Annotated in this window: 14 protein-coding genes; 5 read left to right on the forward strand and 9 right to left on the reverse strand. The window is 61.9% G+C overall.

Annotated elements, in window-relative coordinates; genetic code table 11:
- Positions 1 to 23 precede the first annotated feature (23 nt).
- Entirely contained in the window at positions 24 to 728 is a 705-nt protein-coding gene (locus tag ACODSK_RS08775) for a lipoate--protein ligase family protein (RefSeq protein ID WP_489015403.1), read from the forward strand.
- On the opposite strand, the gene crp is transcribed toward ACODSK_RS08775, so the two are convergent.
- Complete coding sequence (crp, locus tag ACODSK_RS08780) at positions 725 to 1369, reverse strand: cAMP-activated global transcriptional regulator CRP (protein ID WP_075801580.1); 645 nt, start codon at positions 1367 to 1369, stop codon at positions 725 to 727. The two genes, ACODSK_RS08775 and crp, sit on opposite strands and share 4 nt — an antisense overlap.
- A gap of 191 nt (positions 1370 to 1560) precedes the next feature.
- Here crp and ACODSK_RS08785 point away from each other — a divergent pair, with 191 nt between their 5' ends.
- On the forward strand, positions 1561 to 1983 hold the full coding sequence (locus tag ACODSK_RS08785; RefSeq protein ID WP_064302966.1) for an OsmC family protein: 423 nt from the start codon (positions 1561 to 1563) through the stop codon (positions 1981 to 1983).
- Positions 1984 to 1987: 4 nt separating this feature from the next.
- On the opposite strand, the gene ACODSK_RS08790 is transcribed toward ACODSK_RS08785, so the two are convergent.
- The 6 genes from ACODSK_RS08790 to hemJ form a co-directional block, all read right to left on the reverse strand.
- On the reverse strand, positions 1988 to 3028 hold the full coding sequence (locus ACODSK_RS08790) for a DUF2157 domain-containing protein (protein ID WP_489015404.1): 1041 nt from the start codon (positions 3026 to 3028) through the stop codon (positions 1988 to 1990).
- Between the two features lie 6 nt (positions 3029 to 3034).
- Positions 3035 to 3682, reverse strand: a complete 648-nt coding sequence (coq7, locus tag ACODSK_RS08795; RefSeq protein WP_489015406.1) for a 2-polyprenyl-3-methyl-6-methoxy-1,4-benzoquinone monooxygenase — start codon at positions 3680 to 3682, stop codon at positions 3035 to 3037.
- Positions 3683 to 3747: 65 nt separating this feature from the next.
- The gene (locus ACODSK_RS08800; protein ID WP_009408519.1) at positions 3748 to 4086 is read right to left on the reverse strand and encodes a histidine triad nucleotide-binding protein; all 339 of its coding nucleotides are present in this window, start codon (positions 4084 to 4086) and stop codon (positions 3748 to 3750) included.
- A gap of 73 nt (positions 4087 to 4159) precedes the next feature.
- Positions 4160 to 4933, reverse strand: coding sequence for an SDR family NAD(P)-dependent oxidoreductase (locus ACODSK_RS08805; RefSeq protein WP_489015407.1), 774 nt, complete (start codon positions 4931 to 4933; stop codon positions 4160 to 4162).
- Positions 4934 to 4993: 60 nt separating this feature from the next.
- The gene (locus tag ACODSK_RS08810; RefSeq protein ID WP_489015409.1) at positions 4994 to 5950 is read right to left on the reverse strand and encodes an NAD(P)H-dependent flavin oxidoreductase; all 957 of its coding nucleotides are present in this window, start codon (positions 5948 to 5950) and stop codon (positions 4994 to 4996) included.
- Positions 5951 to 5974: 24 nt separating this feature from the next.
- On the reverse strand, positions 5975 to 6397 hold the full coding sequence (hemJ, locus tag ACODSK_RS08815) for a protoporphyrinogen oxidase HemJ (RefSeq protein WP_489015411.1): 423 nt from the start codon (positions 6395 to 6397) through the stop codon (positions 5975 to 5977).
- Positions 6398 to 6536: 139 nt separating this feature from the next.
- On the opposite strand from hemJ, the gene argC reads away from it, so the two are divergent.
- Both argC and erpA read left to right on the forward strand, forming a co-directional pair.
- Positions 6537 to 7571, forward strand: coding sequence for an N-acetyl-gamma-glutamyl-phosphate reductase (gene argC / locus ACODSK_RS08820; protein ID WP_009408527.1), 1035 nt, complete (start codon positions 6537 to 6539; stop codon positions 7569 to 7571).
- Between the two features lie 144 nt (positions 7572 to 7715).
- A complete protein-coding gene (gene erpA / locus ACODSK_RS08825) occupies positions 7716 to 8066 on the forward strand; it encodes an iron-sulfur cluster insertion protein ErpA (protein WP_476744656.1) in 351 nt (116 codons plus the stop codon).
- A gap of 57 nt (positions 8067 to 8123) precedes the next feature.
- Here the strand turns inward: erpA and ACODSK_RS08830 are convergent, their stop codons facing one another.
- Positions 8124 to 9215: an anhydro-N-acetylmuramic acid kinase gene (locus ACODSK_RS08830; RefSeq protein ID WP_489015412.1), complete on the reverse strand. Its 1092-nt coding sequence runs from the start codon at positions 9213 to 9215 to the stop codon at positions 8124 to 8126.
- A 3-nt stretch (positions 9216 to 9218) separates the two neighbouring features.
- The gene (locus ACODSK_RS08835) at positions 9219 to 10646 is read right to left on the reverse strand and encodes a peptidoglycan DD-metalloendopeptidase family protein (RefSeq protein ID WP_489015414.1); all 1428 of its coding nucleotides are present in this window, start codon (positions 10644 to 10646) and stop codon (positions 9219 to 9221) included.
- A 210-nt stretch (positions 10647 to 10856) separates the two neighbouring features.
- Here ACODSK_RS08835 and tyrS point away from each other — a divergent pair, with 210 nt between their 5' ends.
- A complete protein-coding gene (tyrS, locus tag ACODSK_RS08840; RefSeq protein ID WP_489015420.1) occupies positions 10857 to 12056 on the forward strand; it encodes a tyrosine--tRNA ligase in 1200 nt (399 codons plus the stop codon).
- Positions 12057 to 12641 lie beyond the last annotated feature (585 nt).

Raw genomic sequence — 12641 nt, forward strand, 5'->3', positions numbered from 1 at the left:
TTTTTCATTTCAGGAAGAAAGTTATGAGCGAACAAGCGATGGCCGTCACCGTCGAAGCGGGCCTGCACGCCGAGCAGGATCTGCTGGCGGCGGTGTGCAAGGGCGAACGCGAGCATGGGTTGTTGTTCTGGCGCCCAACTGACCGGGCATTGGTGATGCCGCGGCGGATGAGTCGGCTGGAGGGATTCGAGGCGGCCTGTGGCGAGCTGGCGATTTCCGGCTGGCCCGTGCTGCTGCGCGAAACCGGTGGTGAGCCGGTGCCGCAGTCGTCGGCGGTGATCAATATCGCCCTGGTGTATGTCGCGCCGCGCAGCGAGGGGGATAACGGTCGTATCGAGAATGCCTATCTGCGTCTTTGCGAGCCGTTGTGCGAAGTCCTGCGGGACTGGGGTGGCATGGCGTCGGTCGGTGAGATCGAGGGTGCGTTCTGCGACGGTCGTTACAACGTCAATCTCAACGGGCGCAAGCTGGTCGGCACGGCCCAGCGCTGGCGCCAGGGGCTCGGCGGCAAGCGTCCGGTGGTGCTGGTGCACGGTGCCTTGCTGCTGGATAACGAGCGCGAGTCGATGGTCGCGGCGGTCAACCGCTTCAACGAGTGTTGCGAGCTGGAGCAGCGCTGTCTGGCCGACAGCCATATCGCGCTGCATGAGGTGGTGCCCGAGGCACCGTTGCTGGAGCGCCTGGGCCAGGCCTACGCCCGGACCCTCGGCGCCATTGCCAAGGATTAACGGGTACCGAAGACCACCATGGTCTTGCCTTTCACATGCACCAGGTTGCGTTCTTCGAGGTCCTTGAGAACGCGACCGACCATCTCCCGCGAGCAACCGACGATCCGGCCGATTTCCTGACGAGTGATCTTGATCTGCATGCCGTCCGGGTGGGTCATGGCGTCCGGTTGCTTGCACAGTTCCAGCAGGCAGCGGGCAACGCGGCCGGTCACATCGAAGAACGCCAGATCGCCAACCTTGCGCGTGGTATTGCGCAGGCGCTGGGCCATCTGGCTGCCGAGTGCGTAGAGAATGTCCTGGTCCTGACGTGCCAGCTCGCGGAATTTCTCGTAGCTGATTTCCGCGACCTCGCATTCGCTCTTGGCGCGCACCCAGGCGCTGCGCTGCTGCTCCTTGCCCGCAGGCTCGAACAGCCCCAGCTCACCGAAGAAGTCGCCGCTATTGAGGTAGGCGATGATCATTTCCCGACCATCGTCGCCTTCGATCAGGATGGTGACCGAGCCCTTGACGATGAACGACAGGGTCTCGGCCGTATCGCCGGCACTGAGAATGTTGCTTTTGGCCGGGAAGCGGCGGCGCTGGCAATGCGCGAGCAGCTTGTCGACGTTCTTGATCTTGGCTGGAAGTGTTGCGGCAACCATGGTTAAGCCCCGAAATACGCGGTCCGTGAGTATTTATAGTTCTGGGATGGGTGCAAAACGCCATCAATTTGGCGTCAGTTTATCAGACGTAGCACCTGTGTCGGCATATTTACTCGAACGCTTAAGCCTTTTCGCCTTCGCCTGTAGGGACTAAGCTGGCAGCCATTTTTTCAAGCGAGGGGAGACCAGGTATGAAGGCGCGTATTCAGTGGGCCGGCGAGGCCATGTTCCTGGGTGAGTCGGGCAGTGGTCATGTGGTGGTGATGGACGGCCCGCCCGAGGCGGGTGGTCGCAACCTGGGTGTTCGTCCGATGGAAATGTTGCTGCTGGGCCTGGGCGGTTGCAGCAACTTCGACGTGGTCAGCATCCTGCGCAAGTCCCGCCAGGCCGTTGAAAGCTGCGAAGCCTTCCTCGAAGCAGAGCGCGCCAGCGAGGACCCGAAGGTGTTCACCAAGATCCACCTGCACTTCGTGGTCAAGGGCCGTGGTTTGAAAGAGGCCCAGGTCAAGCGGGCGGTGGAACTGTCGGCGGAGAAATACTGCTCGGCGTCGATCATGCTGGGTCGCGCCGGTGTCGAGATCACCCACGACTACGAGATCGTCGAACTCGGCTGATTCGTCAGCGCCGTAATGCCGGCAGCCAATCCACCAGGCTGGCCGGCAGCGCGGCGCGCAGTTGGTCGCTAAGGCGCTCGCGGTGTTTCTGATACCACAGGCCGAGCCCGATCACCGCCAGGCCGATCAGGCTCAGCACCAGCGGGAACAGCAACGACTCGGCGAACACCTCGTATGACAGGTAGCCAAGATAGGCCGCCACACCGAGGGCGCCGAAGACCATGAACAGCGGTCGGCGCAAGAATACGGCCACCAGCATCAGACCCAGGTTGATCAGGCAGTAGAGGGCCTTGCCCAGTTCGCTGTCGCTGTTCATCGAGGTCAGCCCGCCCCAGAACGCCAGCAATCCGGCCAGATAGCCCCAGAACGCATAGTCCTCGCGGGTACGGCCGTCGACCAGCAGCACCACCAGCAACAGCCCCAGGCCGAACCACAGCGAGACCTGCTGGCGCTGCTCCCAGGTGAAGACATCCCCGTAAATCCACTCGCTCAGGTCCATGGACATGAACCACAGCGCGACGGCGATCGGCATGACGATGAAGGGGAAGGGAATCAGGCGCAGCATCAGCAGGCCGGCGCAGACGGTGGCGGTTTCCATCAACAGCCAGCCGCCCTGCACGTAGCGATAGTAGTCGTGGTAGTCGGATTGCTGGTCGTCCAGTGGCCAGATGCCGGTCAGGCGCTCGATGGCGAACACCGCCAGTGGCACGATGCTGACCGCGACCGCCGCGAGCACGCCGCCGGGAATCAGTTGGCCGCGGCGCTGCATGGCCAATCCGGCGAAGGTCAACAGAACGATATAGGCGAGGGCGATGGCCAGTAGCGCGCTATCGCCGATGCGCATCCAGGCTTCGCTGAGCAGCCAGCCCATGGCTCCCATGATCAGCAGGGCGCCAAGATAGAAGGCGACATGGGCCAGCTGGAAGCCGGGGCGGTGGGCCGGTTGCTCGCGCAGGAAGCGCAGCAACGCCTGTTCCTGCTCTGCGCTCAGCAGGCCCGCTTCAACTGCGCGGGCCAGGTCCTTGGCTTCGAAGCGCCCGGTCATGATGGGTCAGATGCGGTAGGTGCTTTTGGTCATGACCTTGGCCATCAGGCTCATGCCGAACTTGACCGGGGCGGGGAAGCGGAAGCCGCCGGCATCCAGCGCCATGTCGGCGTGGTGTTCCTCGTCGATGCGCATCTGTTCGAGGATCGCCCGGGATTTTTCGTCTTCAGGCGGGATCTGCTCCAGGTGTTCGTCGAGGTGCTTGCATACCTGGTGCTCGGTAGCGGCGACGAAGCCCAGGCTGACCTTGTCGCTGATCAGCCCGGCGACCGCGCCGATGCCAAAGGACATGCCATAGAACAGGGGATTGAGGATGCTCGGGGAACTGCCCAACTGGCGAATGCGTTGCTCGCACCAGACCAGGTGATCGATTTCTTCGTCGGCGGCCTGTTCCATCGCCTTGCGCACTTCTGGCAGCTTGGCGGTCAGGGCCTGGCCCTGGTACAGCGCCTGGGCACAGACTTCACCGGTGTGGTTGATGCGCATCAGGCCGGCGATGTGGCGGGTCTGCTTGTCGTCGAGCTCGGCGTCGGGCTGGACGATCGCGGGAGAAGGACGGGTCGGTTGGCCGCTGAAGGGCAGCAAGGTGCGCATGGCGGTGTCGGCCTGCAGCAACAAGCGGTCGAGCGGCGAGTATTGACGTTCGGTAGCCATCGGGCACCTCCGCAAGAATGTGCCCGACAGTTTAACTCAAAGCCTGTTACAGGGCTTGCGCTGGATCAGCCCGGCGGCCAGTGCATCTGGCGCTGGCCAAGCACGTGCATATGGATGTGGTAGACGGTCTGGCCGCCCAGCTCGTTGCAGTTCATGACGACGCGGAAACCGTCCTCGCAACCCAGTTCCTTGGCCAGGCGCTGTGCGGTGAACAGGATATGCCCGGCCAGGCCTTTGTCTTCCTCGGTGAGGTCGTTGAGGGTGCGGATCGGCTTTTTCGGGATTACCAGGAAATGCACGGGTGCCTGCGGGGCGATATCGTGGAACGCCAGGACCTGGTCGTCTTCGTAGATGATCTTCGCCGGGATTTCCCGGTTGATGATCTTGGTGAAAATAGTCTCCACAACGCTTGCTCCATGGTGGTGGTCGGGCCTGAGTGTACTCAGCCGGCACGCCGCCGCCCAGTGGCGATTCGATTCAGCGCGGCGCGTAGGCGCGGTTGATGGCGCCGGCCAGCTTGCGGCTGATCCAGCGGCCCAGCAAGCGTGGTGCGCGGGCCAGCCAGCGGTTGCGGCGGCCGGGGATGATGATCGCCTTGTTGCGGTCGAGGGCGCGCACGGTGTACAGCGCCACTTCTTCCGGGGTCAGGCAGCGCTTGCCGTTGTCCAGGCGTGGGATGCGCCGGTTTGGCGAGCGTACCGGGCCCGGGCAGAGTACCGAGACCTTGATCCCGGTTTGCTTGAGTTCTTCGCGCAGGCCTTCGGAAAAGTGCAGGACGTACGCCTTGCTCGCGGCGTAGCTGCTCATCCACGGACCCGGGGCGAAGGCCGCCAGCGAGGCGACATTGAGGATCTGCCCGCCGCCCTGTACCGCCATGGCATTGCCCAGGGCGTGGCAGAGGCGGGTGAGGGCGAGGATGTTGACCTCGATCAGGTCCTGTTCGTCGCCCCATTCCTGGGCGAGGAAATGCCCGTAGGAGCGAATCCCGGCGCAGTTCACCAGCAGGTCGATCTGCCGCTCGCCTTCCTCCAGTTCCAGCAGGAAGCCCGAGAGGCGCAGCGGCTCGCCAAGGTCGCAGGCGCGGAACAGCACTTCCACGCCGAAGCGCTGGGTCAGTTCGATGGCCACGGGTTCCAGCAGGTCGCGCTGGCGCGCCACCAGGATCAGGTTGCGCCCCCGCCGCGCCAATGCTTCGGCCAGTGCCAGTCCCAGACCGCTGGAGGCACCGGTGATCATGGCGTAACGGGTCATGCGGTTCTCCAAGGGCGGGGGCTGGCGAAAGGGGGCCTAGTCTACACAAAGGCCGCTGAATCAGCGCGGCCAGTGCGTGCCCAGGCGGTTCGCGGTGTTGAGTGCCTGGCGGTATTCCTCGTCCAGGCGGGCGATCAGTTGTTCCACCGGCAATTGCTCATCGATGGCGCCCGCGCCCTGGCCGGCAGACCATACGGTCTTCCATGCCTTGGCTTCCTCGTGGATCGGCTTGAGCTGGATCTCGCCGCCCTTGGCCAGAGCGGCGAGATCGTAGCCGGCCTTTTCCAGGCTTTGGCGCATGAAGCTGGCGGGAACGCCGGAGACCACCGGGGTATGGACGATATCGGCGGCCTTGGCCTCCAGCAGCATCGCTTTGTACTCGGGCGACGCTTGGCTTTCCAGGCTGGCAATGAAATGGGTGCCGAGGTAGGCGAGGTCGGCGCCGAGCAATTGCGCGGCAAGGATTTCGTGGCCGCGGTTGAGGCAGCCGGCGAGCAGCAGGGTCTTGTCGAAGAACTGGCGGATTTCGGCGACCAGGGCAAACGGACTCCAGGTTCCGGCATGGCCGCCGGCGCCGGCTGCTACCGCGATCAGGCCGTCGACACCGGCCTCGGCGGCCTTCTCGGCATGCCGGCGGGTGGTGACATCGTGGAACACCAGGCCACCATAGCTGTGCACAGCGTCCACCACTTCCTTGACCGCGCCGAGGCTGGTGATCACCACCGGTACCTTGTGTTCGATGCACACCGCAAGATCAGCCTGCAGTCGCGGGTTGCTCTGGTGCACGATCAGGTTTACCGCATAGGGCGCCGGGTCTGCCAGGTCGGCCAGTCCTGCTTCGATTTCCTCCAGCCAGGCCTTGAAGCCGGCGGTATCACGCTGGTTGAGTGCGGGGAAACTGCCCATCACGCCGTTGCGGCAACAGGCCAGGACCAGCTTCGGATTCGAGATCAGGAACATCGGTGCCGCCACCACGGGCAGGCGCAGGCGTCGTTCGAGCAGTTCGGGCAATGACATGGCAGATTCTCGGGTTGTTTAGGGTCAGAACGGTTTGACCACCACCAGAATTACGATGAGCAGCAGGAACAGCACCGGCACTTCGTTGAACCAGCGGAAGTAGGTGTGGCTGCGGTTGTTGTCGCCGCGGGCGAAGCGTTTCACGTTGGCGCCGCACATGTGATGGTAGCCAGTCAGCAGCACCACCAGCGTCAGCTTGGCGTGCAACCAGCCCTGGCTTAGCCAGCCGGGAGTGAGGTAGAGCATCCATATGCCGAAGACGAACGTGGCGATCATCGCCGGCCCCATGATGAAGCGGTAGAGCTTGCGTTCCATGACCACGAAGCGGTCACGGCTGATCTGGTCCTCGCTGGCGGCGTGGTAGACGAACAGGCGGGGCAGGTAGAAGAGACCGGCAAACCAGCAGACGACGCTGACGATATGCAGGGCTTTGATCCAGAGATACATGTTTTTTAGTCCTTGGCGATTCACGGTCGTCAGATAGTAGTGGTTAGGCGCCGCCAGCGTCATCTCAACGGTTGTAGGTGTCACCACGGCCCCCTATCATCGCTGGTTTTCCAGTCGGTTCGTTGATAGGGGGCAGTTCATGGTCAAGGTCGGTATCGTCGGCGGCACGGGTTACACCGGTGTCGAGTTGCTGCGTCTGCTGGCACAGCATCCTCAGGCTGAAGTCGCAGTCATCACCTCGCGCTCGGAAGCGGGCCTGGCGGTGGCAGACATGTACCCGAACCTGCGAGGCCACTACGACAACCTGGCGTTCAGCGTGCCGGACACCAAGGCCCTGGCGGCCTGCGACGTGGTGTTCTTCGCTACCCCTCACGGGGTTGCCCACGCCCTGGCCGGCGAGTTGCTGGCGGCTGGCACCAAGGTCATCGACCTGTCTGCCGACTTCCGTCTGCAGGACGCCGATGAGTGGGCCAAGTGGTACGGCCAGCCTCACGGCGCGCCAGAGCTGCTGAAGGATGCGGTCTACGGTCTGCCGGAAGTGAACCGCGAGCAGATCCGCCAGGCGCGCCTGATTGCCGTGCCGGGTTGCTACCCGACCGCTACCCAGCTGGGCTTCCTGCCGCTGCTGGAGGCCGGCATCGCCGATGCCTCGCGCCTGATCGCCGACTGCAAGTCCGGCGTCAGCGGCGCCGGTCGTGGTGCCAGCGTCGGTTCGCTGTTCTGCGAGGCGGGCGAGAGCATGAAGGCCTATGCGGTGAAAGGTCACCGCCACCTGCCGGAAATTCGCCAGGGGCTGCGCCGAGCTGCCGGTGGTGAAGTCGGCCTGACCTTCGTGCCGCACCTGACCCCGATGATCCGTGGCATCCACTCGACGCTGTACGCGACTGTCGCCGATACCTCGGTAGACCTGCAGGCACTGTTCGAGAAGCGCTACGCCAACGAGCCGTTCGTTGATGTCATGCCGGCCGGCAGCCATCCGGAAACCCGTAGCGTGCGTGGTGCCAACGTCTGCCGCATCGCGGTGCATCGTCCGCAGGGTGGTGATCTGGTGGTGGTGCTGTCGGTTATCGACAACCTGGTCAAGGGGGCGTCGGGCCAGGCGGTACAGAACCTCAACATTCTCTTCGGCCTGGATGAGCGCCTGGGCCTGTCCCATGCTGGTCTGCTGCCGTAAGCGTCGGACTGTCAGGCTGCAAGCGGGTCTTATACTTTCCGCTTGTAGCCTGATACCGCATCTATAGTTGACCGATTTTCTCGGGGAAGCGGATAATGCGCGCCATCACGCACGATGGCGGACTAGCGCCGGGAGATATTCAGCATGAGCGTCGAATCCTTCACCCCTACGGCTTTGCAGTTCACGCACAACGCCGCGCACAAGGTGAAGACCCTGGTTGACGAAGAGGGCAATGATCGTCTGAAGTTGCGGGTTTTCGTGACGGGCGGTGGCTGTTCCGGCTTCCAGTATGGCTTTACTTTCGATGAAGACGTCGCAGAAGACGACACCATCGTCGAGCGCGAGGGGGTTTCCCTGGTGGTCGATCCGATGAGCTTCCAATACCTGGCGGGTGCCGAGGTGGACTACCAGGAAGGCCTGGAAGGTTCGCGTTTCGTCATCAAGAACCCGAATGCCACGACCACTTGCGGTTGCGGTTCTTCGTTCTCGATCTGATCGCCGGGCTCTTTGCTAAAACGCCGCGCTTATGCGCGGCGTTTTGCTTTCTGCAGGTTATGCCGGGTAGATGGCGCCGAGCACTCGCAGGCCGCGGGCGCCGGTGACGCTGGGGCGGTTGCCGGCTATGCCTTCGAGGCAGCAGTGGGCGAGCCAGGCAAAGGCCATTGCCTCGACCCAGTCCGGGTCGACACCGAACTGTGCAGTGCTGCCGACCCGGGCGCCGGGTAGCAGGCTGGCCAGTCGTGCCATCAATGCACCGTTATGCGCGCCTCCGCCACAGACCAGCAGGGTCTGGGTGTCTTGCTGAGCCTTCTTCAGCGAGTCGACGATGCTCAGCGCGGTCAGTTCCAGCAAAGTGGCCTGGACATCCTCGTCGGCGCTGGCTGGCTGGGTGCCCAGATGCTGATGCAGCCACGGAAGGTTGAACAGTTCGCGGCCGGTGCTCTTTGGGCCGGTGCCGGCGAAGAATGGATCGCTGAGGAAGCTGCCCAGCAGGCCTGGTAGTACCTTGCCACTGGCTGACCATGCGCCGTTGGCGTCGTAGCTACGGCCCAGCTTTGCATTGATCCAGGCATCCAGCAGGACGTTGCCGGGACCGCAGTCGAAGCCGGAGACAGGCTTGTCGTGCTCGATCAGGCTGAGGTTGCTGAAGCCACCGACATTGAGCACTGCAAGGCGCTCGACCTGGTTGTTGAACAGCGCATCGTGGAAGGCCGGTACCAAGGGAGCGCCCTGTCCGCCAGCAGCGACATCGCGGCGACGGAAATCGCTGACCACGCTGATGCCGGTCAACTCCGCGAGCAGGGCAGGATTGCCGATCTGCACCGTGAAGCCGCGGGCGGGTTCATGGCGGATGGTCTGGCCGTGGCTGCCGATGGCACGGATGTCCTCGGGACGTAGCCCCTGTGCATCGAGCAAGGCTTGAATGCCGTGTGCCGCCAGACGCACCCACTCGGCTTCGGCCAGGGCGGAGCGAGCGATCTCGTCGGGGCCGCTGACGCACAGGTCGAGCATGGCCTGGCGCAGCGATTCGGGCATGGGGATGTAGTGGGTGGCGAGTAGAGAGACCCGCGGCTCGTTATCGATCAAGGCGATGTCCAGTCCGTCGAGGCTGGTGCCGGACATCACTCCCAGGTAAAGGGCCATGGGTCAGCGCTTGTTCAGGGCCAGCATGGTGGCCTTTTCCTGGTCCATGCGTGCGATCAGCGGCTGGCTGAGCTGCATGAAGCGCTGACGTTCGGCCTTGGCGATCGGATCGGCCATTGGCAGTTTCTGGCCCAGTGGATCGACATGTACGCCGTTGACCTGGAACTCGTAGTGCAGGTGCGGCCCGGTTGACAGGCCGGTAGTGCCGATGTAGCCGATGACCTGGCCCTGCTTCACGGAACTGCCGGTCTTCACGCCTTTGGCAAAGCCTTGCATGTGTCCGTAAAGGGTCTGGTAGGTGCTGCCGTGCTGGATGATCACGGTGTTGCCGTAGCCGCCGCGACGACCCGCGAGCAGGACCTTGCCGTCACCGGCGGCCTTGATCGGCGTACCGCGTGGTGCTGCATAGTCGACGCCCTTGTGAGCGCGGATCTTGTTGAGGATCGGGTGCTTGCGGCCGGCCGAGAAGCGCGAGCTGATACGGGCGAAGTCCACCGGAGTACGGATGAACGCCTTGCGCATGCTGTTGCCGTCGGCGGTGTAGTAGCTGGTGCTGCCGGCCTTGTTGGTGTAACGCACGGCGCTGTAGCTCTTGCCGCGGTTGGTGAAGCGGGCGGAGAGAATGTTGCCGGTGCCGACCACCTTGCCATCGACCACTTTCTGCTCGTAGATGACGTCGAATTCGTCGCCCTGGCGGATGTCCTGGGCGAAGTCGATGTCGTAGCCGAAGATGTTGGCCATATCCATGGTTATGTTGTGCGAAAGGCCGGCGCGCTGGGCCGAGGCCGACAGCGAACTCTTGATCACGCCGTGCACGTAGGTGGAGCGGGTAACCGGCTTGGTGACCTCGCGGTTGAAGGCGTAGCCATTGGCGCTCTTGGTCAGGCGGATGGTTTCCAGGTCGCTGACCTTGCTGTGCAGGCTGGCCAGTTGGCCGTCCTTGTCCAGTTCGATCTGCAGTACCTGGCCGTTCTTGAGCTGGCTGAATTGCTTGGCCTGCTTGTTACTGGCCAGCACTTCGTGCACGGCGCTGGCTGGCAGTCCGAGCTTGGCGAACAAGGTGGACAGCGTGTCGCCGCGGGCAACGGTTACTTCACGGTGGTCCGGTTCCTTGGCCGGTTCGGCTTTGGCTACTTCAGCCGATTTTTCGGCCGGCTCGGACTTGGCGGTGCCTTCGGACTGGGGCTCGGCGTTGTCGATCTGGGCGAATGGCGAGGCGCTGGTTTCTTCTGCGGCCAGCGGCTGTTCTGGCTGGGCCTTGAGCTGTTCGGCCGGGGCTTCCAGCTCCAGGTTGAGAGTGGTTCGTTTGGCTTCTACTTCGCTGGAAGGAAATACCAGCAAGGCCAGGCTGAGCAGGGCGGCGATGCCGCTGGCGGCCAACAGGTGGCTCTTCGGATAAAGCGGAGGCGCTTTAGTCGGTTCGTTGGTCATGAGTGAAATAACTTTGAAAAAGATGAAAAGGAAAAGATGAATGACATGATGAAGATGAAATAACTGTATAAAATATAACCAAATCCCCCTCAAGGCAAGCGCGCAGACGTCAGCAAAGGTGTCACGGGTCACATCAGGCCCCGGAACTTGTATTTGATGGCTGATCTTGTATGGTTGGGGCCCTTTGAATCTGAGCCTGCGGGTCTGTGTATGAAGTCGGTTGAAGAGCAGCTAGCGCTGATCAAGCGCGGTGCGGAAGAGGTACTGGTCGAGTCCGAACTGGTCGAGAAACTCAAGCGCGGTCAGCCGCTGCGGATCAAGGCGGGCTTCGATCCTACTGCGCCTGACCTGCACCTGGGGCACACGGTATTGATCAACAAGCTGCGCCAGTTCCAGGATCTGGGGCATCAGGTGATCTTCCTGATTGGTGACTTCACCGGGATGATCGGCGATCCGAGCGGCAAGAGTGCTACTCGCCCTCCGCTGACCCGTGAGCAGGTGCTGGATAACGCCGAGACCTATAAGCAGCAGGTCTTCAAGATCCTCGATCCGGCCAAGACCGAAGTGGCGTTCAACTCCACCTGGATGGACAAGCTGTCCCCGGCGGACTTCATTCGTCTGGCTTCGCAGTACACCGTGGCGCGCATGCTCGAGCGCGATGACTTCGACAAGCGCTATACCAGCAATCAGCCGATCGCGATTCATGAGTTCCTCTATCCGCTGGTGCAGGGCTATGACTCGGTGGCGCTGAAGGCGGATGTCGAGCTGGGTGGCACCGACCAGAAGTTCAACCTGCTGATGGGGCGCGAGTTGCAGCGCGGTTATGGTCAGGAGGCTCAGAACATCGTGACCATGCCGCTGCTGGAAGGTCTCGATGGCGTGAAGAAGATGTCCAAGTCCCTGGGCAACTATGTCGGCATCCAGGAAGCGCCAGGGGTTATGTACAGCAAGCTGGTGTCTATCCCGGACACCTTGATGTGGCGGTACTTCGAATTGCTCAGCTTCCGCTCCATGGAAGAGATCGATGGATTCCGTGCCGAGGTGGCCGCGGGTGCCAATCCGCGTGACATCAAGATCAAGCTGGCCGAAGAGATTGTCGCCCGCTTCCACGGCGAAGAAGCGGCGGCGAATGCCCATCGTGCTGCGGGTAACCGGATGAAGGATGGCGAGCTGCCAGAGGATCTGCCGGAGATCGAAGTAGCTGCGGCCGAGGATATGCCGATATCCGCTGTGCTTAATAAGGCTGGTCTGGTGAAGAACTCGGCGGTGGCACGTGACCTGTTGGCGTCTGGTGGTGTTCGTGTCGATGGTGCGGTGGTTGATCGCGGTTTTGTCTTTGCGCTCGGCAAGACCCACGTTTGCCAGGCTGGCAAGAAGTCGTTCGCGCGGATCACGCTGAAGTCTGAATAAGGCGCCTCTATATATAGAGGCGTAGGGGTGTCAGGCCTGATTTGAATCAATTTGAAATTAGTGCTTGACGCCCCGTTTTATGTCTCTATAATTCGCCCCACTTCCGGCGCAGTCGGAACGGAAAACTCCTTGAGAATCAACGAGTTGAACGTTTCAGGTGGTATCGGAAGTGCTTCGGTCTTCTCCGAAAGCGGTTGAAAAAGGTGGTTGACAGCAGGTTGTAACGCTGTAGAATTCGCCTCCCGCTGATGAGAGATCGCAGCGAGCCAAGTGTTTGAAGTTGAACGAGAAATTCTGAAAGACTTCAAAATAAACGCTTGACAGGCTCAGAGGAAAGCGTAGAATGCGCGCCTCGGTTGAAGCGAAACGCTTCGCCAAACGCTCTTTAACAATCGAATCAAGCAATTCGTGTGGGTGCTTGTGGTAATGGACTGGTAGTCAGAAAGATTATCAGCATCACAAGTGACTATACGAGAAATCGAAATAGTTCATTTTGAGATTGCTGAGCCAAGTTTAGGGTTTTCTCAAAACCCAAGCAGTATTGAACTGAAGAGTTTGATCATGGCTCAGATTGAACGCTGGCGG

The organism is Pseudomonas sp. FG98, assembly GCF_057808595.1.